Origin of the sequence: Phytoactinopolyspora mesophila, from assembly GCF_010122465.1 — a bacterium.
In the GTDB taxonomy this organism is placed as follows: domain Bacteria; phylum Actinomycetota; class Actinomycetes; order Jiangellales; family Jiangellaceae; genus Phytoactinopolyspora; species Phytoactinopolyspora mesophila.
In genome coordinates, this window is the sequence record NZ_WLZY01000007.1 from 365,417 (window position 1) to 386,824 (window position 21,408).

A 21,408-nucleotide genomic window follows, 5' to 3' on the forward strand; every position below is an offset into this window, starting at 1 on the left:
GAGCTACAAGGTGGGAAAGTCGAGTCGCCTGATGCGTTCGGGGTCGGCGAGTACCTCGATGACGGTGATCGCCTCAGCGACAACCGTGAAACCCATCAACACGAACGGCTTTGCGCTGAGCATCACCACAACTCCAGCGCGGCCATTGACCAGCACCGGGTGGAGGACCGCGTTGGGGATGGCAAACCACAACGCGCGGCGCGCCACCTCACCGGATCCGCGCACAATCACAGACAGCGGCTGTCGTGCGGCACCGCCGTCGGAATGCAGCACGACATCCGGATGGAGAACGGATACGAGCCGAGCGAAGTCGCCGTCGCGGGCTGCGGCGAAGAAGGCGTCGACGACCCTGCGCTGGCTAGACATGTCGGCGTCGGGAACCGTAGCTCCCCTGACGCGTCGCCGCGCACGGCTGGCCAGCTGACGTGCCGCGTCAGGTGTGCGTTCGATCATCGTGGCGATCTCGTCGAAGGGCACCGCGAAGACATCATGCAGTACGAAAGCCAGCCGTTCGGGCGGAGTCAGCGCATCGAGGACGAGCAGTAGAGCCGCGCCGACCTCGTCAGCCAGGATCGCTTCCTCGTCGGGGCCGACGGCATCGACACGATGCACTACCGGATCAGGCACATGGCGGTCGAGCGGGACCTCCGTTCTTGTCCTGCGAGAACGCAGCCTGTTGAGGCAGATCCGCGCTGTCACGGTCGTGAGCCAACCGTCGAGGTTGTCTATACCCTGCCCACCGGCACGGTCGAGACGCATCCACGTCTCCTGAACAGCATCCTCCGCCTCATCGCGGGTTCCCAGCATCCGGATCGCGAGAGCGCGCAGCCGATCCCGGCGCTCCTCGAACTCATCAGTCAGGTCCGCACCCATTGGTCACATCCCTTCGCCGCGACGGGTCATGGTAATGACCCGCCACCCCGGCGGATCGTGACGTCTGAGGAGCATTCCCATCATGCAACCACGAATCGATCAACCTGCGCCCGCGTACAGCCGCCTCGGCACCGTGACCCGCAAGATGGACGGAGCGGCATCGTGACCGGCATACGAATCGCCCTCTTCGGTGCTTCCGGCCGGACCGGTCGCCGTCTCATCGCTCAGGCCATTCCCGCCGGCCACGAGGTGATCGCCGTGACACGCCGCCCCGACAGCATCCGGCCGAGGGCTGGCCTGCGGGTGATAGTCGCCGACGCCACTAACACCACCGCTGTCGAGAAGGCCGTTGCGGGTGCCGACGCTGTGGCGTCCGCACTGGGGGTGCCCTACAGCCTGAAGCCGATCTCGATCTATTCCGCCGGGATCGCCAATGTGCTCGGTGCGATGGATATCCATGGCGTGCGACGCCTGGTCGTGGTCAGCTCAGCACCGCTCGATCCTGCGTACCGAGCCAGAGACTCGTGGCTGTTCACCCGCGCGATGGAGCCGCTACTCATGCGGTTGCCCGGGCGAACGACCTACGACGATATGGCCCGCATGGAGTCACAAGTCACCGGTAGTGGTGTGGAGTGGACAATTGTGCGCTCGTCGTGGTTGTTCGACGCAGCTGCCGTCAGCGCCTACCAGCTGGTCACAGGCACACCCACAGGCATGTACACCGCTCGTCCAGACCTGGCAGCCGCCATGCTCGCGCAGCTCACCGACCGGCGCTACCTGCGCCGTGTCGTCGCCGTGAACACCACCGAGGGCACGCCCCGCCTGGTCACGCAGATCTGGCGGGAGAACATCAAGGGCAGGTGACGCCGTCGCTGACCGGTCACCACGCTGGAGGCCGGCTCGCGATTCGACGGCCGGCTGAACCAGGTTCGGGCTCGTCGAGCAACGTGTTGAGCATTGACACTGCGGAGCCGATCCGCTCGAGGTCGGCGGTCATGCGCTGGCGTTCACCCAGAAGACGTTCCCGACAACCGTCGAGCATGGGCGAATCGTCCGACATGCACGCAAGAATCTCGCTGATGATGTCCAGGCCCAAGCCGGCAGACAGCAGGGTCTGGATCTGGCCGACGGTCCGCACGGCGTGGTCGTCGAAAATCCGATAACCACTCGGAGTCCGGCGCGGCTTCAACGCACCCTTCTCCTCGTAGTACCGCAACGCCCGCACGCTGACTCCGGTCCGTTGCGACAGTTCGCCAATCTTCATGGGTGTCTCAATGCGTTGTCGACTTGACTCTCACGTGGACGTCAGACTTTACCGTGCCAGCATGTTACTCCGCCTGGCCGTTCTCATGTTCTGCGTCTTCAGCATCACCACCGGCGAGTTTGTCGTGGCGGGGATCCTTCCCGAGGTTGCCGGGGATCTGGCGATCAGCGTCGGTACCGCGGGACTGCTGGTCACCGCGTATGCCTCCGGGATGATCATCGGCGGACCGATCCTGACCGCACTCACCGCTGGCTCGGACCGCAAGCGGTTGATGTTGATCTTGCTAGGTGTCGCTGTTGCGGGGAACGTGCTCTCCGCGCTCGCACCCAACTTCACCTGGCTCCTCGTTTCCCGCCTGGTCACGGCACTTGTGACGTCGACGTTCTTCGCCCAGGCGATTGTGGTCGCGGTTCGTTCGGCACCGCGCGAAAAGGCGGCCAGCACTGTGGCCAGGCTGGCATTCGGGATGAACCTTGCCATGATCCTCGGCGCGCCGATCGGCACCGCCATCGGCGGCGTGTGGGGGTGGCGGGCTACGTTCTGGGCTATTGGTTTGGCGTGCCTGGCCGGCTTCGGGCTGGTATCGCAGCTGATCACACCACCGAATGAGGAGTCCCGCGGCTCCGCTGTCGCCGAACTGCGCGTGCTCCGGCGGCGACCTGTGCTGTTAGCGCTGGCCATCACCGCGGTGGGCAACGTCGGCATCCTCATGGTGTTTATCTACCTGGCGCCCTTGCTGACCGGTCTTGCCGGTCATCCCGATGGCCGGTTGCCGCTTCTCCTGCTCGGGTACGGCGTCGGAGCCACGGTCGGCAACCTCGTGGGTGGGACTCTTTACGACAGGAATCCGCGGACGTTCCAACCCATGCTGCTGGGGCTGCTTGCCGCCGTACTCACTGGCACCTGGGTCATCGCACTTACGCCGGCGCCGACCGCTGTGGCGGTAGTCCTGCTCGGCGGACTCGGATTCGCCATCATTCCCGGAATGCAAACTCGCGTGATGCATGCGGCATCGGAGGCGCCAACCCTTGCCATGGCGGTCAACGCATCCGGTTACCAGGTCGCCGCAGCCTGCGCAGGCTTACTCGGCGGGTTCATCGCTGACTCCGGCGCAGGACCGCGGCCGATCTATCTCGTTGCGGCAGTATTCACCATCTGCGGCATGCTGCTCACCCTCGTCGGCGTGTCGGCCACCAATCCAGGAGGTCGAGCCCGCCGCCTAGCGGACAGACGCCGGTGATGACCGGGCGGCTGCGAAAGCGCTTGCGGGATAGCTGACTTTTATCAGATAATTTGGCTCCATGGTGCGGATGGCTGATCGAGTTCGGGACTTCAATCGGACCTACACCCGCCGCATGGGTCTGCTGACCGACCGGTACCTCGGTCAGCGCCGCCCGCTCTCGGCGAGGCCCGGCTGCTGTTCGAGATCGGAGAAAGCGCCAATCACGGTGAAACCGCGGATGGCGGGTGCCGCGTGGCCGTACTGCGTTCGCGGCTCGGCCTGGATTCCGGCTATCTGAGTCGCCTACTGCGCTCGCTGGAGGAGCAGGCCCTTATCACCGTGAAGCCCGATCAACGCGACGGCCGAGCGAGAGTCGTGCGCCTGACCAACCTCGGGGTTGACCAGTTGGACGAACTCAACCGCCGTGCCACCGAGGCTGCGGACGAACTCCTGACTCAGCTCGGCGACGTGGAACGTCAGCAGTTGATCTCCACGATGGGCCGGCTCCACGGCCTGCTCCGGCTCGCAGCAGTGACCGTGGCTCCGGCCGACCCCGCGTCCGAAATCGCGCGGCATTGCCTGACCCAGTATGCCCATGAACTGCGGCAGCGGTTTCCGGAAGGCTACGACGACGACGATCTTCTTGGTCCGGACGCGCTCACACCACCGCATGGGATTTTGTTGTGTGCGACGGAGGAGGAGCAGCCGATCGGCTGCGGTGCCGTCCATATGCTGCGGTCCGACGCCGGCGAGATCCGCCACATGTGGGTTCATCCCAGCGCCAGACGGATCGGCGTCGGCCGCCGCCTGATCACTGCTCTGGAAGAACAAGCCTACGGGCTCGGCGCCCGCACGCTCTGCCTTGGAACACACGACGTCCTGCGCGAGGCCATCAGCATGTACCAGGCGCCGGGATACGCGCCGACGCACCCATACGCCAAGGTTGCCCACACGCATCAGTGGTACGCCAAGACACTATGAGAACGACCGATCAGGCCGCGCCACGCCAACTGACATCGTGGTCAACGCCGGCTCAATGCCGCTCTTAGCTCGTCCAGCACAGGTGATCCGGCAAGCCCTTCAGGTGTCTGATACATCCGACAGGCCAGCCCCACTCGCCCGTCGTCGCCGGGGAACAGATCCCGGCGGTCGACCAGGACGGTCGGAGAACCACGGAATCCCAGCTTCTGGGCTTCCTCCAGTGTTTCCACGGCGCGGTAGGCAATCGTGAAGCCAATCTCTTCGGCGAGCGCACGCAGGCGCTCGTCCATAATTCGCCAGTTGGGGCAACCGTCGAAGTACAGCAGTTGCACGTCCATTGCGATTCCTCTCGTCCGCTTCGCTCTTCGCGTCACCCGCGAACTACGCTAGACGTTCCAGTGCACTGGAAGGTCAACTCCTATTGGAGTCGTCATGCTGATCGGCGAACTCGCGAAACGCACCGGCACCACGACCAAGACGCTCCGCTTCTACGAGGACGCCGGCCTTCTGCCGGAGCCACCGCGCACGCCCAACGGGTACCGGGACTATCCAGATCAGATGGCGGACCGAATCGGCTTTATCCACGCCGCCCAAGCGGCCGGGTTCGGGCTACGCGACATCTGGCAGATCCTCGGGATAAGCGACAGCGGCAACCGCCCGTGTGAGCACGTCGGCAGGCTGATCGATCAGCGCCTCGCGGAGGTGGAACAGCGTATCGCCGAACTCCAGCGGACCCGTCGCGTGCTGACCGAACTAGCCGAACGCACCGCTCGACTCGATCCAACCGAATGTGCCGGTTACTGCGACGTCATCCAGCCGAGCACGAGATGACGGCAGGCGCGTTCCGCACGACGTCATCTGAATATCGCAGCGGAGCATGGCGCTGTACGGTCGTACAGTAGTCTGTTCATTCGTATTGTCTGTCGCTGCTACATCAGCGAGGAGAATGCCGTGCAGTACCGCAACTGGGGTGAGAGGTGTCCTCGCTGGGACGGGATCCGCAGCGAGACATTGGACCTGGACGGCCGGCGGGTCCACATGCTCCTGGCCGACACCAGCCCGGACGCCCGCCCCGAGACGTCGCCCCAGCTGTTGTTGCATGGACTGGCTGGCAGCGGCACGGTCTGGCTGGACGTGATCACGTCGCTCACCGCGTTCGGGCCAGTCATCGCACCCGACCTACCCGGGTCGATCTTCGGCGAGACCACGATCGGCCGTGCCTGCCAGGCGCGGCTGGCTGCCAACGTCGTGTTCCTGGACCGGATGACGTTGCACGGGCTGTCCATGGGCGGCATGGCCGGGCTCCGGTTCGCCGCCGAGCACCCGGGCCGGGTCGACCGCCTGGTCATAGTGGATTCGCTGATGCCCGTGCCTATGCGGAGACTCGAACGATTCGGCTGGCAGACCCTCGGGCGGCTGGTGCTGACCGTGGGACCGGTGATCGCCCGGATGCTCGTGTGGGCCTGGGGCCGCCGGCTGGTGGACACCAAACTGCGGTACCTGACCGACCCGGAACAACTGGCCGCGGCAGGGCAGTCGTTCGGTGGAGACATGACCCGGGCCGCCCCCGAGAGCATCGCCCTCGCGGCCGACCAGATGCGCGAAGTCCCCAACCATCCGGCCCGGCTTGCGTACGCGGTGACTGCTTTCGCCTCTGCCACATCCGCGGCATTCGTGTCCCAACGCCGCATGCTGGCGGCGATCGACCGGGTATCAGCGCCTGTGCTGCTGGTCTGGGGCGATCAGGACCGGTTGGTGGCTCGTGAGGTCATCGACCACGTGCTTCAGCGGCGGCCCGACTGGCACCTGCAGGTCCTGGAGTCCGCCGGTCACGCCGCGCCATTGGAACACCCCGACGCGTACATCGAAGCAGTATGCGGCTGGCTGATACGGCCGATCTCGACCGTCCGGGGGCCCGATGTCGACTGAGGCGTCGGCATCCGTCGAAGCGAGTCTTGCGGACCTGACCGCACGCGCCCGGATCCGTCACGTAGCCCTAGCCCAGTTCGCCGAACGAGGCAGCACGGCCACCACCATCCGCGGTGTGGCGCGGGCAGCGGGTGTGTCGCCGAGCCTGGTCCAACACCATTTCGGCACCAAGGAAGGCCTCCGGAAAGCCTGCGACGCATACGTGATGCAACAGCTGCGCCAAGGTGTGGCCCGTGGCGTGACCGAGCAGGCGTTGGCCGACCCGGCGTTCGTCGCCGAGACACGTCGGACGGCTCCGGTAGTCCTGCGCTACCTGGCCCGGGCCCTCACCGACGGATGGCCCGCGGCGACCACTCTGTTCGACCAATCCGTCGCCCTCACCGAAGCCCACCTGACAGGCCAGGGAGCGACCGCGGGGCAATCGACCCGCAACCGTGCAGCGGTGTTCACCGCCATGAAACTGGGGGTAGTTGTCCTGCACGAACAGCTCTCACGGGCCATGGCCATCGATACCCTATCCCCGGACGGAATGTCCCAGGTCAGCGACGCGGTGCTCGACATTGTCTCACCCGCCTTCATCGGTAAGGATCTCGCCGACGCAGCCCGGCACGGCAACACGGGCGGCCCGCCTGAGTCCGCCGCTAGTTCTCAGCAGCGGCCGTGAAGATCTGGTCAGCCGTGCTCGTCGGTCGAAGTGTGTCATCGCTCAGCGGGAACGCGAAGCCGACCTTCCGCTGTCAGCGTTCTAGAGCAGGCAGGTCGAAGGTGTCCCCGGTCTGGTCGGCCCATTGCCGCAAGCGTTCATGCAACCCAGCGCGGATCGCGTAGTACGCGGGATCGTGCGCCAGGTTGACGAACTCGTACGGGTCGTCATCGAGGTTGAACAGCAGCCAGGGTTGTCCCTCGAAACAGGCGTACTTCCAGTTGTCGCGGGTGACGATTCCGCGCCATGCCTGGCCGACACTCTGCGGGTGCCGCGGCGCCACCGGGATGCCCAGGTAGGCGCTATCGGGAGGCCCGTCCCACACTGGGGGCCGGATACCGGGCGTGGTCACCACCGCGCTGTAGTCGGTGCCTTCCATCTGCGCCGGCACCGGAAGGCCGCACAAGCCCAGCGACGTCGGTGCGATGTCTACGTGGTTGACCGGCACATCCGGCCGGTTCGAGTTCTGATGTTCCCGGCTCGGCCCGCCGATCAGGAAGGGGATGCGGATCGATTCCTCCCAGGGCCCGGTCTTGCGCCACTGGCCGTGCGAGCCGTGCATGTCGCCATGGTCACTGAAGAACACCAGATAGGTGTTCTCAGTCAAGCCGAGTTCGTCGAGCGACGCCCGGATGCGCCCCACGTTGTCGTCGATCTGCTCGATTCCCGCGTAGTAGCCGGCCAGGTCGCGGCGGGCTCGCTCGGTCACGTCCCTGATATCCGGCACGTTCGGCCGCAGCCGTACGTCGCCCGGCGTGTGCCGGGCCATCGCCTCGGCCGGAGCGGTGTACGGGTTGTGCGGCGGCTGCATCGAGAGAACAGCGAAGAAGGGCTGCTCGGGACGGTCGGCCACCTGCGTTCCGAGCCAGCCGAGCAGGATGTCGGTCAGTCCGTCCGCCTCGAAGCCGGGAACTCGGAAGTGCTCCATCCCGTCGGCCGAATCGAGCACGGGCACCCCCTGTGGGGTTCCGCCCTTGTCGGTGTGGATTATGCAGTCGAACGGCTGATTACCGTTCTCGTAAGCCCACCAGTCCTCGAAGCCGCCGCGACGCTCCGGCGGGATCATCCGGTGCCGGATGTCGTCTCCCGGCATCACCGAGCCTCGCTCGGGGCTATTGCCGTCGAGATGCCACTTGCCGATGTAACACGTCCGGTAACCCGCGTCACGGAACGCATGGGCCACGGTCAGGGAGCCGTCCGGCAGCGGATCCCCATGCCCAGTCACGCCGTTGTTGTGCGGGTAGCGTCCGGTCACCATCGCCCCGCGGAACGGGCAGCACAGCGGCGCGCCGGAGACCGCACGGGTGAAGTTGGCCCCCTCGGCGGCAAGCCGGTCGAGGTTGGGGGTGAACACGTTCGGATCCCCCGCATAGCCGGTGGCCTGCGCCCGCATCTGATCGGTGATCACCCAGATCACATTGGCCGGGCGGTGCGCACCATCCATCGACATGTCGAACCTCAACTCTCTGTGGTGAGGCCCCATCGGGCCAGTTCCAGAATCCGTTCGCGGGGCACGACGCCGCAGCGCGCTGCCCACGCCGCCCACTCGTAAGCAAGCTCTCGCACCAGGCCGGGTCGCTCCCCTGCGAGATCGTGCAGCTCCGTCGGGTCAACGTCCACGTCGTAGAGCTCCCAGTCGCCCGGATACTCCCGGGCGAGCTTCCACGGCCCGCGCCGGACCGCGGCGTTGCCGATGTGCTCGTAGAACTGGCAGCGTTGCTCGTAGCCCGGCTTACCCCGCCATGACCCGAGCATGCTGATCCCTTCGAGCGGCAAGACCTCCCGCCCGGAATACGTGTCTGGGTAGGCCGCGTCCGCGACTTCCAGCAGCGTCGGCATGATGTCCGGCAGGTAGTGCGGCGCGTCGACGACGGTACCGGCCCGCTCTGCCAGCCCGTCCGGCCAATGGACGATGAACGGCGAGGCGATTCCGCCCTCATGGATCCAGCGCTTGTGCAGCCGGAACGGCGCGTTGGACACGTTGGCCCACGCCCGCCCGGCGAACATGAACGTGTCCTCACCCCCAGGCGGGTAACGCGGATCCTGCCCTACCCGGACCGCCCGGCCGTCGGTGGTCGCAGCCGGGATGATCTTCGGTCCCCGGTTCGCGTAGTCGGTGCCGAGACTGGCAGGTAGGTCCTCCGCGGAGCCGCCGTTGTCGGAGAGGAAGACGAATGCCGTGTTATCGAGCTGCCCGGTGTCACGCAACTCGTCCACGATCCGCCCGATCCCGCGATCCATGACCTCCACCATGGCCGCATACACCTCCATGCGCCGCTGCTCCCAGTCTTTGTCCTCGGCGTCCTCCCAGGCCGAAACCTGTGGATCCCGCGGGCTCAGCTCCGTCTTCTCACCGACGACGCCCAGCTCGCGCATCCTGGAAAAGCGGCGCTGGCGGACCACATCCCAGCCCTCGGCATACCGTCCCGCATAGGCGGCGATGTCGGAGTCCCTGGCGTGCAGCGGGAAGTGCGGCGCGGTGTAGGCCACGTAGCAGAAGAACGGCCGCTCGCCCTGCCCGGCGGCATGCTCCCGGATGAACGCCGCCGCGTTGTCGCTGATGGCGTCCGTGTAGTAGAAGTGCGGGTCGTCCCGCGCCTCGTGCGAGATGTCTTCCTCGCCTCGGTGCAGCCCGGCCGGGGCGAAGTAGTTGCCGCCGCCGTCCAGCGTGCCGAAGAAGCGCTCGAACCCGCGTCTGGTCGGCCAGGCCGCCGACGGCTCGTCCTTCTCGTGCGAGACGTGCCACTTGCCGCTCATGTACGTCGCGTAACCGGCCGCGCCGAGCGCTTCGGCGATCGTCACGCACCGGTCGTTCAAGTTCCCCGGGTATCCGCCCGGCCCGTCGTCATCCGTCAGTACGCCGATGCCGGCCTGGTGCGGGTGCAAGCCGGTGAGCAACGACGCCCGCGACGGGCTGCACCGGGCCGTCGTCGTGAAATGCCGCATCCGCACCCCGCCGTCGGCCAGCGCGTCGAGGTTCGGCGTCGCGATCTCGCTGCCGTAGCAGCCCAGGTCGGAATAGCCGAGATCGTCGGCGAGGACGAGAACGACGTTCGGCTGCTTCCCGGGCGGACTCACCGGCTGTCCTGCGTGCTCATCGACCGTCCCAGCCTGCGCATGAGGTTCTCGTGGCGACCGGGAGGCCAGGCGACGTCGGGCGCATGCCAGGAGATCGGCGTGGTCGGTGTCGTGGCTGCCAGGCGCTGCTCGAGGTCGTCGGCCAGATGGGCCCGCCCGGTATGCCTCAAGTGCTGGGCGTAGCGCGCGGGGTCGTTGTAGTACGTCGGGCCCGTTTGCAGCGTCGTGAGCATCGGATCGGGCAGCGCACCCGGCCGCCCGGCATAGTGGTGCCACCACTCGGCCAGGTGGCTGCGCATCTCGGCGGCAAGGTCCGGCTTCTCGTGCACCAGGTCGCGAGTCAGGTGCGGGTCGGCTGTGACGTCGAACAGCTGCTCCCACTCCGCGCGGAACGCGCCCGGATGATACGTACGGATATACATGTGGTCGCGGGTGCGCACCGCACGCTGGTACGTGTGGGCCCCGTGGCCGAGCACCAGATAATCACGGGACCCGATCCGCTCGCCGCGGATCGCCGGTGCGAACGATTCCCCCTGCCAGCCGTCGGGAACGGGGGCTCCGAGCATCTCGCACAGCGTCGGCGCGAAGTCGATGTTGTACAGCAGGCTGTCACAGCGCCGGGCTTCATCCGGCAGGTCGTCGGTGACACCGGGCCAGTACACCACCAGGGGAAGCCGGTGGGTGGGTTCGTTGGCGAGGCCATGCTCGGCGTAGGAGCCATTCTCTCCGAACGACTCCCCATGGTCCGCGCTGACGATGATCGCGGTCTCATCGGCGATCCCGAGCTCCTCCAGCGTGGCCATCAACTGCCCGAAGTAATGGTCCCAGTACATGATCGCGCCATCGAACCCATTGATGAGGTGCTCGAAGTCGGCACGGGTCCGGATCGCGTCTGGCATGGTGTCCGGCGCGGGCGACTTCCACTGGGCCCCGAAGTAATGCAGGTCCAGGGCACTGCGCGGGCCGTATACCTCGGAATGGGCGTCGATCGCGGCCTGGTCGGGCCACGCGGGAGGCGGGTCCGAGGCGGCCGCTCGCGCTGCCCATTCCGCCCCGGTGAGGTAGTTGGTATGTGGCTCCCAGTAAGTCAGGTGCAGATACCAGTTGTCCTCGTCCGCGTGCCGGCGCAGCCAGTCCACGGCCACCCGGTTGATGTCGTGCGCTTCCTCATCGTTGAGAGCTCCGGTGGCGCGGATGTTCTCCCGGAAGTTGCCGCAGAAGTGGTACGCGCGGTGCCGCTCGGCGAACATCGAGACCGCCGCCGTGTAATACCCGTGTTGTTGCAGCCGCTGTCCGAGCATCGGGCGGTGGGGGTCGGGACCGTGGCCCGGGTCCAGCCGGAAGCGGGCCGCCTCGCCGAAATGCCCGATCACGCCGTTGGTGATGCCGAACTGCCCGCTGGTCAACGCGGTCCTGGACGGCGCGCATGGTGAGTCGGAGCAGTAATACCGGTCGAAGACGACGCCCCGGTCCGCAAGCGCCTGAAGATTCGGCGTGGTCGGCCGCCGATATCCGTACGGCTGGGTGTGATCGGCCCGGAGCGTGTCGACGTCGACGTAGATGATCCGCATCAGATCCATCCCTCCAGCGCACCGACGAAGGCGTCGAGATCATCGCGGTGGATCGTGTGGCCAACGCCGGGCACGATCCGCACCTGCAAACCCCGTTGCCGCAACTTGCCGGCGGTCGCTTCGGAGAAGAAGTGGCTCTCCGTCGCGAGCAGCACCAGCGACGGCACGACGGGATCCAGGGGCACGACGTCCGCGCCGGCGATCAAAGCCGCGCCCTCGACCGTGTCCGGGTCCCAGTCGCGCAGTGTCGCCAGTTCGGTGTCGACGTCCTCCGAGCTCCATCGTGGGCTGCGTGCGACGATGTCCTCTCGCGTCGCATGTTTGAACTGCCTGAACTGGCGCGGGTCGCCGTTTCGGCCGTCGACCAGAAAGGCCGGATCGCCGTAGACAACACGAGCCGGACGCAGCCGATCGACGGCCAGTGCGAGCGCCACCGCGCCGAGCGAGTGGCCGATCGCGACGTCGATGCCTTCGGGCAACGATTCCACGAGGTCATCGGCCCAGTCCTGCGGCGTATAGCGGCCACGGCCGCTCTGGCCGTGCCCACGCAGATCCACACCGATGACCCGATAGCCCTGTTCGGCGATCTTCGGCGCGACCCGATGCCAGGTGCGCGAGTCGGACATGATGCCGTGAACCAGCAGGGCGGTTCGGTCCCTGTCGCCCCAGGTGCGCGTGTGCAGTCGCATCTTGCTCCTACTCCTTCTCGTGGCTGCCGGCCGTCGCCAGCGCGGACATCGACATTTCGCCGGCGAAGTGGCAGGCGGCGAGCTGCCCGCTCGGCGTCTCGGCCAGCACCGGCGCCTTCTCCACGCAGATCTGCCGCTCCGGGTTCGTGATCGGCCCAATGGGACATCGCGTCCGGAACCGGCAGCCGGACGGCGGGTTCTTGGGGCTGGGGAGATCCCCGGTCAAGACGAGACGTTCCCGCTCACGCGTCGCTATGGACGGAATCGGCGACGACGACATCAGCGCGACCGTGTACGGATGCTGTGGCGCGGCGTACACGGCCTCGACCGGTCCGGACTCGACGATCTTGCCCAGATACATGACCGCGACCCGGTCGGACAGGTGCCGGACGACGGAGAGGTCGTGGGCGATGAACAGGTACCCGAGGCCGAGCTCGTCGCGGAGCGTCTCCAGCAAGTTGATGATCTGGGCCTGGATGGAGACGTCCAGCGCGGAGACGGGCTCGTCGCAGATCAGCACCTGTGGCTGAACCGCGAGCGCCCGGGCGATGCCGATGCGCTGGCGTTGCCCACCGGAGAAGGCGTGTGGGTAGCGGTCGAGGTGCCTGTCATTGAGCCCGACTCGCCGGATGAGCTCGCCTGCCTCGGCGGCCCGTTCAGCCCGGGGCACCCCGCGCATCTCTAGTGCCTCGTCCAGTGACTGCCGGACCGTGCGGCGTGGATTGAGCGAGGCGTAGGGATCCTGGAACACGTACTGCACAGTCGACCGGAGCGTGTTCGCACCATTGGGTGTCGAGGCGTCCACCCGTTCAGGACCTATCCGGATTGCCCCCGACGACGGCTGGTTGATCCCCACCACAGTGCGGGCCAGCGTCGATTTCCCGCACCCGGACTCGCCGACCAGGCCCAGCGTCTCACCGCCGGCCACCGCGAGACTGACTCCGTCCACGGCGTAGACCGGATCCGGCCGGCCGAAGAGGCTGCGCCGGTCCGAGGCCACGTTCACCCGCAGGTCCTCGATCACCAGCAGAGGCGCCAGGGAACCCGAACCGGCATCACCAGATCGCGGAACCGAACCCGACGGGTCGCCGGACCGCGAAGCCGAGCCCGGCGACGGGAAGCCCTCCATGGTTCGGTCGGGCATCGGCGAGCGAGGAACGAGCGAGTCCGCGGGCGGGGAGGGCTTCCCGTCGCCGGGCGACCCAACAGCGGGAGGCGACTCCAGCGGCGGGATCGCGTCGCCGCGCTGGGTGACCCAGCAGGCGGCGGCACGGATACCGGGAGCATCGCCCTCACTGTCGCGAGCGAGTAGCTGCGGCACCTCGGTCCGGCAGTGCTCCTCGGCCAGCCGGCAACGCGGGTGGAACGCACATCCGCTGGGCAACTCGGCTGGATCGGGTGGCGCGCCAGGGATGGCGGGCAGCCCTTGGGTGCGTGTGCCGTCGTCCCCGTCGTCGATCCGTGGCATCGCCTTGAGCAGGTCGGCCGTGTACGGATGCTCCTGGCGTGTGAACAGCTCCTCGGCAGAACCACGCTCGACCACCCGCCCGCCGTACATCACAACGACGTCGTCGCAAGTCTCGGCCACGACGCCCATGTCATGAGTGATCATCAGCACCGCGACGCCGAGTTCGTCTTTCAGGCGAGCGAGCAGGCGCAGGATCTGCGCCTGGATGGTCACGTCCAGCGCGGTGGTCGGCTCGTCGGCGATCAGCAGTTTCGGGGAGCTGGCCAGCGCGATCGCGATCACCACACGCTGGCGCATCCCGCCGGAGAATTGGTGTGGGTACTCGCCGATCCGCCGCTTCGCATCCGGGATGCCGACCTGCTCGAGGAGCTCCAGCGCGTGAACATGTGCGGCGCGTTTGCCCGTGCCGTGCACGATCAGCGCTTCGGCGATCTGGTCCCCCACGGTCATCACCGGGTTGAGCGCCGACTGCGGGTCCTGGAAGACCATCGCGATCTCACGGCCGCGGACCTCGCGCATCTGATCCTGGGTCAGCCCACGCAGATCGCGACCGTTGAACAGGACCTCCCCGGCGACGATGCGGCCGGGCGGATGCACCATCCGCATGATCGACCGGGCCGTCACCGACTTTCCCGACCCTGATTCCCCGACCACACCGAGCACCTTGCCGCCGTGCAGCGTCAGGTCCACGTCGTTGACCGCGCGGACGGTTCCGGTATCGGTCGCGAACTCGGTGCGCAGCCCGCGCACCCGCAGCAACGGCGTGTTCATCGTTTCAGCACCGCCTTGTTCAACGCGTCGGAGAGCAGGGTGAAGGCAAGTGCGAGCAGGAGCAGCACCAGACCGGGCCCGATGATGTACGCCGGGTGCACCTCCACGTAACGGGCGCCGGTGTTGAGCATCGCGCCCAGCGACGGCACCGGTGGCGCGATTCCCAGCCCGACGATGCTCAGCCCGGCCTCGATGAAGATCGCGACCACCATGAACACCGAGGCGCTCACCACGATCGGATCGAGGATGTTCGGCAACACATGGCGCAACATGACGGTGCGTTTGCGCACACCCAGCACCCTGGCGGCCAGAACATACTCCCGTTCCTGCTCCACCAGCAGCCCGGCTCGTGCCTGCCGGCCGAAGCTCGGCAGGCCGACCACCAGGATGGCCAGGAACAACGACAGCCAGCCGGTGCCGATCATCAGCACGATCGTCATTCCCAGGATCAGCCCGGGGAATCCGAGGATGATGTCGAGCAGGCGTTGCATGCCGGTGCCCAGCCAGCGTGCGATCACTCCGGCCAGGCCCATCACGGTGCCAAGGGCCGCACTCAGCGGCACCGCCGTGAGCAGCAGGCTGATGTCCGTACGCAGACCGAACACGGTCCGCGCCAGGATGTCCCGCCCCAGCTCGTCGGTCCCGAGCCAGTGACGTGCTGAGGGCCCGGCGAGCGCGCCACTGCTCTGATCGTCGTAACCAGCCGGAAAGAGCACCGGCGCCAGGACGACCGCCAGGATGAGTAGGGCGAGCAGGCCGGCTCCGGCCGCACCGCGTGGGCGCTTCAGAGCCGCGGCATACCGGCGGAACGCGCCGGCACCTGATCGCCTGGAGGGCGACCGCCCGAGCGCGTCGGGACTACCCGTGCCGTCCGTTGGTCCGTTCACGGTTGTGGTGTTCGTCGCCATGGTCATGCCCCCAACCGGACACGTGGGTCCAGGCCAGCGAGGACCATCTCGGTCATGAGCTGCATCAGCACGGCGATGAGCACAGCACCGACGATGATCACTTGCACCAGGTTGTAGTCCGCGTTCTGCACACCCGTCACGGCTAGTTGGCCGATGCCGTTCCGGGCGAAGATCATCTCGATGACGACGGCGCCGGCGAGCATGTCTCCGAACCGCATGCCGAGCGCCACCACGGCCGGTCCGAGACTGTTGCGGACCACGTGCCGCACGCTGATCCGCCGCCGCGGGACCCCCTTGGCCACCGCCAGATCCACGAAATCCTGCTGCCAGACGTTGTGCATCGACGACTGCACCAGCCTGGCCACGCCCGCGGACATCGGCACCGCGAGCGCCACCGCTGGGAGGAGCAGATACTGCAGACCGATCACCGGATCGTCGAGCACCGCCACCTCGCCGCTGATCGGCAGCACCGGGAACGCGACGCCAAGGACGATGATCAGCAACAGTCCGGCCAGGAACGGCGGTGTCGCCAGCAGCAGCGTGTTGGTCGCGTCAGCCGTCAGCTGGGACAACCGCGACCGCGCCGATCCACCGAAGACACCCACGCCGATGCCTACCACCGTCAGGATCAGCATCGCCGCGATCGTCAACTCCAGCGTGCTACCGATCCGGTCCCCGATCAGCTCGGCCACGGGCCGCTTGAACTGCAGCGACTGCCCCAAGTCGCCGGTGAGCAGCCCGCCGATCCAGCTGAAGTACTGCTCCAGCAGCGGCCGGTCCAGCCCCATCTGCGCTCGCAGCACCTCGATCTGCTCCGCCGACGCGTCGGGACCGGCGGCCACAGCCGCCGCGTCACCAGGTGCCAGCCGCGGCAACAGGAACGCGATCACGCTCGTGGCCCCCAGTACCAGCAGGACCGACGGCGCACGTCTCAGCAGAAAACGGATCATGGTCTCATCCGTCCAGGGGGTTCCTGATCGGCCGTGGACACATCAGGCGTCCTCGAGGTACGCAGCCCCGAACGAGCGGCCGTACTTGCCGATCAGCTGGTCCTTCAGCGCGTCGGAGCGCACACTTGTGGCCGGGGATATGACGAACGGGAGAAAGAACGCCGCGTCCAGCAGATGCTCCGACAGGGCACGCAGTGCAGCGGTGGTCGCCTCGTCGTCGGGGCTGTTGACGAGCTCCTCCACGAGTCGCTTGTACTCGTCGTCGTCGTAATGACCCGTGTTGCCTTCAGGCCGCAGCTCGGGAAGCGAGTTGACCATGAGCGCGGGCGCTTGCCCCACGGTCGCGCTCCAGATGTGGAACATCTGCCCGAGCTCGTTGGCAGACCTGCGCGGCTCGAAGTCCGGGATGGAGTACTCCTCGACCGAGACGTTGAGGCCCGCCGCCTCAAGATCGCGGGCCACGATCTGGTAGACGCCGCGCGGGGCCGGCTGGGCGTGGATCGCGATCGTGACCGCTGCCCCGGCTGCTCCGGCCTCCTCGATCATCTGCTGTGCCCGGTCCGGGTCGTAGGTATACGTATCGGCTAGATCCGCCGGATAGCCGGTCGCGCTGTCGACCCACGGCAGGCTCGTGGCCTGGGCCACGCCGCCCATGACCTGCTCGACGATCCGTTCCCGGTCGATCGCGTATCCGACGGCCTGCCGGACCCGGACGTCGTCGAACGGCGGCAGCGTCACGTCGAAGCCGAACGCGTACACCAGTCCGTGGTTGGCGATGAGGCGGAAGTTCTCGTCGTCGACGACGGTCTGTATGTCCTGGGTGGTCATTCCGGAGCTCATCTGCGCGCGACCGGAGCGCAACGCGGACAACTGTGCGGTCGAATCACCGATGACCGTGATCTCGACGGCGTCCAGGTACGGCAGCTCAGAGTCCCAGTACGAGTCATTGCGGGTGAGCTTGAGCTCGGTGCCGGCGGTGTACTCCGACCAGACGAAGGGCCCGGTCCCGATGACCTCGGAACCGTCCTCCAAGCCCTCATAGGTCTCGTGGTCGATCATCGGCAGTGTGTCCAGAACGTCGAAGGCAATCTCCTGCAGCGGCGTCGGCGAGCTGATGACGACCTCGTAGTCGCCCGTCGCCTCTACCTCCCACTCGCTCAGGACGCCGGCCATCTCCGACAGACCGCCGCGCTCCCTGGCGTTGTCTACGGCGAAGAGCACGTCCTCCGAGGTGAAGTCCCGCCCGGAGTGGTACGTGACGCCTTCGCGCAGCCGAAGCACAAGCCGCTGGTTGCCGTCCTGGAACTCCCATTCGGTAGCCAGGACGGGGATCACCTCGTAGTTGTCATCGACGAGGGTGAGGGTCTCCAGGACGCTGCGGCACCAGAAGATGTTCCCCGGTCGCCCGGTGTTGTAGGCGCCCGGCACCGGCTCGGCCACCACGGACGTCACGAGGGTGCCGCCGCTGACAGGGTTCCCGCCGACGTCGCCGGTGGCTGCGTCGTCGGCGCTCTCCGCCTCTTCGACGGCTGAGCGGCACCCGGAGACGGCGACGAATCCCATCGCCGAGACCGCGCCGAGGAAGGCGCGCCGGGACAGCGCGTTGTTGTCCCGCACTCGACCGGTCACTTTGAACTGTCCTGTTGGGTACATCTGTGGACCACCTCACTCATTTCTCGCGCGGCCTGATACCGGCCCAGCGCGGTCAGCAGGGGTATTGCGGTCTGTCCGAACAAGGAGTGCTATTCGTCGGCCGAGGTGTGCGCGAGCAGGTCGACCGAGGTTGTGCCGTGAATGTCTGTGGCGGAGAAGCCGACGAGGACGTCGAATCGTCCCGGCTCGACGGCCCAGCGACGCTGTTCGGTGTCCCAGTGCTCGAACGCGCGGCGGTGCAGTGTGACCTCGACGGCCGCGGTCTCCCCCGCACCGGCCCGAGCCACAGCGAAGCCGGCAAGCCACCGCACCGGGCGGTCGATCGCCGATGACGGCCGCGCCAGGTAGACCTGGACCACCTGTTTGCCGGCCCGTTTCCCGGAGTTATGGACCGACGCGGCTACCGTGAGGATTGGGTCGTCGCTGCTGGGCGCCTCGTCACCGCGGACTTCCGGGGGTGCATCGACGCCGGTCAGCTCCCACGTCGTGTAGCCGAGGCCGTGCCCGAAGGGGTAGGCGGGTTCGCCGCCTGCGCGCAGCCAGGCCCGGTAGCCGATGTGGACGCCCTCGTCGTAGTCGAGTCGCCCATTCACCGGAGTGGTGTTGAACACCGGGGCGTCGTCCAGGCGTCCCGGCCATGTTGTCGGCAACCGTCCTCCGGGTTCGGCGGCACCGAGCAGGATGTCCGCCACCGCGTTGCCCATCTCCTGGCCACCGAACCATCCCAGCAGGATCGCCGCGACGCCCCCTCGCCAGGGCATTTCCACGGGCGCTCCAGAGTTGACGACGACGACGGTGCGCGGGTTCTCCGCTGCGACCCGTCTGACCAGCTCGTCTTGCCGAGCCGGCAATCGGAGGTCCTGCCGGTCGTAGCCCTCGCTCTCCACCTGTTCGGTGGTACCGACGACGACGATGGCCAGGTCAGCATCCCTGGCAGCCGTGACGGCGGCCTCCATCTCGGCCTCGGCCGAGCGGCGCGGTGGCCGCACACCGAGCCCGATGGAGACGCCGAGCCCACCGATCTCGTGCCGCAGCACGACCTCGGTCGGCTGGTTGCGGTCGAGGTCGAAGTCGGTGCTCCAGTGTGGCGGCCCGAGCATCTGCATGGCCGCGTCGGCGCGTTCGGAGACCACCTCACCGTCCAGAACGATGTTCCCGTCCACGGAGAAGGTGAACGTGCCGGCGCCGGTGAAACCCACGTCCCAGCTTCCGGCCCGATCGGCGATGAAGGTGGCGCTCAACTCGACAGCGGCGGCACCCACCGGAACGTCGGTCTCCCACCGCACCAGGTGGGTGGACGTCCGGTGTTCCTCCTCGAGCAGCGTCTCGTCGGCGCGCAGCCAGCGGACGCGCACCACCGCGGCTCCGTCCGCCGCACGCATCCGGTCGATCGGGATCTCCGGCAACCCGTCGTCCAGATGACAGCCGTGGACGTGCCTGACCTCGGCCAGCCCGTCGAGTGCGTCGCGCACACCGTCCAGGATCGACACCGTGTACGGGGCACGGACTTGTGCACTGCCACCACCCTGGACACGAGGCTGCGCGGCGAGCTCGCCGATCACGGCGACCGTGTGCACCTGTGCCGGATCGACCGGAAGCAGTCCGTCGTTGCGGACCAAGACCATGCCGTCACGTGCGGCCTCGCGAAGCTCGGCGCCATCCGCGGCCACCGTCACAGCGGCCGCCGGCACCACCGGCTCAGCAGCGGACGGGTCGCTGTCGAGGAAGGAAAGCGCGCCGACCCGGGCCGCGAGGCGCAGCATGTTGCCGACCTTGGCGTCGATGTCCGCCTCATCCACAGTGCCAGCGCGCACGGCCTCCTCAAGGGTGGCGCCCCACGGCCCATCGGGCCCGGGCATGGCGAGGTCCAGTCCAGCCCGCCCTGCCGCCACGGTGGAGCGGGTGGCACGCCAGTCGGAGACAACCGCACCGTCGAAGCCCCATTCACTGCGCAAGGGATCGTTCAGCAGGCCGTGCTCGGTCATGGTGGTGCCGTTCACGGAGTTGTAGGCCGCCATGGCCATCCAGACGCCCGCGTTGCGGACGAGATACTCGAACGGCGCCAGGTACACCTCACGGAGTGTGCGCTCGTCGACCCGAACGTCCACATGGCGCCGGTCGGTCTCGGCGTCGTTCGCGACATAGTGTTTGACGGTCGCGGCGACGCCGTTGTCCTGCAGGCCCCTCACGACCTCTGCCGCCATGCGCGCCGTCAGCAGCGGGTCCTCCGACCAGCACTCGAAATGCCGGCCACCGAGTGGGCTGCGGTGCAGGTTCACCGTGGGTGCCAGGACCACGTGTACGCCTTTGCGGCGGGCCTCGGCCGCCAGCACCTGGCCCACTCGCGCTGCCCGGTCGACGTCCCAGCTCGCCGCGACCGCGGTGGGCGACGGCAGGCATGCCGACGGATCGTCGTCGTCCCACAGCACGCCACGCACGCCGGACGGACCGTCGGCCAGGGCCATCTCGCCGAGGCCGATCGTCGGCTCGGCCGGGGTCGACCAGAAGCTGCCGCCGGTCAGCAGGCGGACCTTCTGCGCCAGGTCGAGCTTGCCGATCAGCGCATTGAGGTGGTCGTCGCGGATGTCACTCATCGGGTGGCCTCCTGGCCGGATGTTCCCGGCAAGGCGAGCCGCTGCAGATATGTCGCCATGATCGCGCACAGGTCTACCGAGGGATCGAGCAGCCACTGGACCTGCAGGCCGTCCATCACCGCGAGGATCTCAGCCGCCGTGTCGTCCGGGTCAAGCTCCGGGCGGAGCAGACCGGCCTCTTGGTCTCGCCGGACGTGACCGGCCACCGATGCCCTGACCCAGGTGTAGCGTCGCTGGAAGAACTCGCGCGCCGGGTGGGCGGGTTCGATGCTCTCCGCGGCGGTCACCGCGTACAGCCGCATCGACTCCGGGCTTTCCAGGTTGTGCCGGCACAGCGCCAGGAGCGCGTCCACGGCGGTGGCGCCGTCGAACACGGCTGCCATGTGCCTGGAACTGTCCTCGTCCCGGCGTTCCAGCGCAGCGATCAGCAGCTCCTCCTTGCTCCGGAAATGATGGAGCAGGCCCGGCTGGGAGATCCCGACCGTCGCGGCGATGTCTGCGAGAGACACCCCGCGGAATCCACTGTTCCCGAACGCCACCGTCGCGGCCTCCAGGATCTGCTCCCGGCGGACACCCCGAGGCTTGCGGTTTCGCACCGTCGAGGACTCGACCACGACCACTCCCTTGACTCTCGACTGACCAGCGCCGACGCTGCCACGGCACCCAACCAAACGTTCGCTCTGCGTATGGACGTTCGCATGGCGACCAGCTACTGTGATTGCGGTCACCTTACCGAGTACTCGGTAGGTAACGC

General features: G+C 67.3%; 19 protein-coding genes. 6 read left to right on the forward strand and 13 right to left on the reverse strand.

Annotation, left to right across the window (positions count from 1 at the left end; all coding sequences use genetic code 11):
• Window positions 1–3: 3 nt before the first annotated feature.
• Entirely contained in the window at window positions 4–873 is an 870-nt protein-coding gene (locus F7O44_RS20620) for a sigma-70 family RNA polymerase sigma factor (protein ID WP_162452153.1), read from the reverse strand.
• A gap of 162 nt (window positions 874–1,035) precedes the next feature.
• Here F7O44_RS20620 and F7O44_RS20625 point away from each other — a divergent pair, with 162 nt between their 5' ends.
• Window positions 1,036–1,737: an NAD(P)-dependent oxidoreductase gene (locus F7O44_RS20625; protein ID WP_222851544.1), complete on the forward strand. Its 702-nt coding sequence runs from the start codon at window positions 1,036–1,038 to the stop codon at window positions 1,735–1,737.
• Between the two features lie 16 nt (window positions 1,738–1,753).
• Here F7O44_RS20625 and F7O44_RS20630 read toward each other — a convergent pair whose 3' ends face one another.
• Window positions 1,754–2,137: a MerR family transcriptional regulator gene (locus F7O44_RS20630; protein WP_162452154.1), complete on the reverse strand. Its 384-nt coding sequence runs from the start codon at window positions 2,135–2,137 to the stop codon at window positions 1,754–1,756.
• 61 nt (window positions 2,138–2,198) lie between these two features.
• Between F7O44_RS20630 and F7O44_RS20635 the strand changes: the two genes are divergently transcribed.
• Window positions 2,199–3,377, forward strand: coding sequence for an MFS transporter (locus tag F7O44_RS20635; protein ID WP_162452155.1), 1,179 nt, complete (start codon window positions 2,199–2,201; stop codon window positions 3,375–3,377).
• Between the two features lie 177 nt (window positions 3,378–3,554).
• Entirely contained in the window at window positions 3,555–4,340 is a 786-nt protein-coding gene (locus F7O44_RS20640; RefSeq protein ID WP_246221298.1) for a helix-turn-helix domain-containing GNAT family N-acetyltransferase, read from the forward strand.
• A gap of 41 nt (window positions 4,341–4,381) precedes the next feature.
• Here the strand turns inward: F7O44_RS20640 and F7O44_RS20645 are convergent, their stop codons facing one another.
• Window positions 4,382–4,678, reverse strand: a complete 297-nt coding sequence (locus F7O44_RS20645) for a thioredoxin family protein (RefSeq protein ID WP_162452157.1) — start codon at window positions 4,676–4,678, stop codon at window positions 4,382–4,384.
• A 94-nt stretch (window positions 4,679–4,772) separates the two neighbouring features.
• Between F7O44_RS20645 and F7O44_RS20650 the strand changes: the two genes are divergently transcribed.
• From F7O44_RS20650 to F7O44_RS20660, 3 genes are all read left to right on the forward strand, one after another.
• Window positions 4,773–5,171, forward strand: coding sequence for a heavy metal-responsive transcriptional regulator (locus tag F7O44_RS20650; protein WP_162452158.1), 399 nt, complete (start codon window positions 4,773–4,775; stop codon window positions 5,169–5,171).
• Between the two features lie 120 nt (window positions 5,172–5,291).
• A complete protein-coding gene (locus F7O44_RS20655; RefSeq protein WP_162452159.1) occupies window positions 5,292–6,269 on the forward strand; it encodes an alpha/beta fold hydrolase in 978 nt (325 codons plus the stop codon).
• Complete coding sequence (locus F7O44_RS20660) at window positions 6,259–6,933, forward strand: TetR/AcrR family transcriptional regulator (RefSeq protein ID WP_162452160.1); 675 nt, start codon at window positions 6,259–6,261, stop codon at window positions 6,931–6,933. Before F7O44_RS20655 ends, F7O44_RS20660 begins: the two co-directional genes overlap by 11 nt.
• A gap of 73 nt (window positions 6,934–7,006) precedes the next feature.
• On the opposite strand, the gene F7O44_RS20665 is transcribed toward F7O44_RS20660, so the two are convergent.
• From F7O44_RS20665 to F7O44_RS20710, 10 genes are all read right to left on the reverse strand, one after another.
• On the reverse strand, window positions 7,007–8,422 hold the full coding sequence (locus tag F7O44_RS20665) for a sulfatase family protein (protein WP_162452161.1): 1,416 nt from the start codon (window positions 8,420–8,422) through the stop codon (window positions 7,007–7,009).
• Window positions 8,423–8,430: 8 nt separating this feature from the next.
• A complete protein-coding gene (locus tag F7O44_RS20670; protein ID WP_162452162.1) occupies window positions 8,431–10,050 on the reverse strand; it encodes a sulfatase-like hydrolase/transferase in 1,620 nt (539 codons plus the stop codon).
• Window positions 10,047–11,621, reverse strand: a complete 1,575-nt coding sequence (locus F7O44_RS20675) for a sulfatase family protein (protein ID WP_162452163.1) — start codon at window positions 11,619–11,621, stop codon at window positions 10,047–10,049. The genes F7O44_RS20670 and F7O44_RS20675 overlap by 4 nt, the downstream gene beginning before the upstream one ends.
• Window positions 11,621–12,310 carry an alpha/beta fold hydrolase gene (locus tag F7O44_RS20680; protein WP_162452164.1) on the reverse strand — a complete coding sequence of 230 codons (690 nt, stop codon included), beginning with the start codon at window positions 12,308–12,310 and terminating at the stop codon, window positions 11,621–11,623. The genes F7O44_RS20675 and F7O44_RS20680 overlap by 1 nt, the downstream gene beginning before the upstream one ends.
• A gap of 7 nt (window positions 12,311–12,317) precedes the next feature.
• On the reverse strand, window positions 12,318–14,549 hold the full coding sequence (locus F7O44_RS29695) for a dipeptide ABC transporter ATP-binding protein (protein WP_222851545.1): 2,232 nt from the start codon (window positions 14,547–14,549) through the stop codon (window positions 12,318–12,320).
• Window positions 14,546–15,463 carry an ABC transporter permease gene (locus F7O44_RS29700; RefSeq protein ID WP_222851546.1) on the reverse strand — a complete coding sequence of 306 codons (918 nt, stop codon included), beginning with the start codon at window positions 15,461–15,463 and terminating at the stop codon, window positions 14,546–14,548. Before F7O44_RS29700 ends, F7O44_RS29695 begins: the two co-directional genes overlap by 4 nt.
• A complete protein-coding gene (locus tag F7O44_RS20695) occupies window positions 15,460–16,407 on the reverse strand; it encodes an ABC transporter permease (RefSeq protein WP_162452165.1) in 948 nt (315 codons plus the stop codon). The genes F7O44_RS29700 and F7O44_RS20695 overlap by 4 nt, the downstream gene beginning before the upstream one ends.
• A 42-nt stretch (window positions 16,408–16,449) precedes the next feature.
• Complete coding sequence (locus F7O44_RS20700) at window positions 16,450–18,060, reverse strand: ABC transporter substrate-binding protein (RefSeq protein WP_162452166.1); 1,611 nt, start codon at window positions 18,058–18,060, stop codon at window positions 16,450–16,452.
• A gap of 89 nt (window positions 18,061–18,149) precedes the next feature.
• The gene (locus F7O44_RS20705; protein ID WP_187361477.1) at window positions 18,150–20,654 is read right to left on the reverse strand and encodes a beta-glucosidase family protein; all 2,505 of its coding nucleotides are present in this window, start codon (window positions 20,652–20,654) and stop codon (window positions 18,150–18,152) included.
• A complete protein-coding gene (locus F7O44_RS20710) occupies window positions 20,651–21,268 on the reverse strand; it encodes a TetR family transcriptional regulator (RefSeq protein ID WP_162452167.1) in 618 nt (205 codons plus the stop codon). Before F7O44_RS20710 ends, F7O44_RS20705 begins: the two co-directional genes overlap by 4 nt.
• Window positions 21,269–21,408: the final 140 nt, after the last annotated feature.

Excerpts from the sequence above, each read along its gene's own strand:
- F7O44_RS20650 (WP_162452158.1), top strand. The coding sequence starts at position 4,773 with ATGCTGATCGGCGAACTCGCGAAACGCACCGGCACCACGACCAAGACG.
- F7O44_RS20680 (WP_162452164.1), bottom strand. The coding sequence starts at position 12,310 with ATGCGACTGCACACGCGCACCTGGGGCGACAGGGACCGAACCGCCCTG.
- F7O44_RS20645 (WP_162452157.1), bottom strand. The coding sequence starts at position 4,678 with ATGGACGTGCAACTGCTGTACTTCGACGGTTGCCCCAACTGGCGAATT.
- F7O44_RS20675 (WP_162452163.1), bottom strand. The coding sequence starts at position 11,621 with ATGCGGATCATCTACGTCGACGTCGACACGCTCCGGGCCGATCACACC.
- F7O44_RS20660 (WP_162452160.1), top strand. The coding sequence starts at position 6,259 with ATGTCGACTGAGGCGTCGGCATCCGTCGAAGCGAGTCTTGCGGACCTG.
- F7O44_RS20620 (WP_162452153.1), bottom strand. The coding sequence starts at position 873 with ATGGGTGCGGACCTGACTGATGAGTTCGAGGAGCGCCGGGATCGGCTG.
- F7O44_RS20665 (WP_162452161.1), bottom strand. The coding sequence starts at position 8,422 with ATGTCGATGGATGGTGCGCACCGCCCGGCCAATGTGATCTGGGTGATC.
- F7O44_RS20630 (WP_162452154.1), bottom strand. The coding sequence starts at position 2,137 with ATGAAGATTGGCGAACTGTCGCAACGGACCGGAGTCAGCGTGCGGGCG.
- F7O44_RS29695 (WP_222851545.1), bottom strand. The coding sequence starts at position 14,549 with ATGAACACGCCGTTGCTGCGGGTGCGCGGGCTGCGCACCGAGTTCGCG.
- F7O44_RS20635 (WP_162452155.1), top strand. The coding sequence starts at position 2,199 with ATGTTACTCCGCCTGGCCGTTCTCATGTTCTGCGTCTTCAGCATCACC.
- F7O44_RS20700 (WP_162452166.1), bottom strand. The coding sequence starts at position 18,060 with ATGTACCCAACAGGACAGTTCAAAGTGACCGGTCGAGTGCGGGACAAC.
- F7O44_RS29700 (WP_222851546.1), bottom strand. The coding sequence starts at position 15,463 with ATGACCATGGCGACGAACACCACAACCGTGAACGGACCAACGGACGGC.
- F7O44_RS20695 (WP_162452165.1), bottom strand. The coding sequence starts at position 16,407 with ATGATCCGTTTTCTGCTGAGACGTGCGCCGTCGGTCCTGCTGGTACTG.
- F7O44_RS20705 (WP_187361477.1), bottom strand. The coding sequence starts at position 20,654 with ATGAGTGACATCCGCGACGACCACCTCAATGCGCTGATCGGCAAGCTC.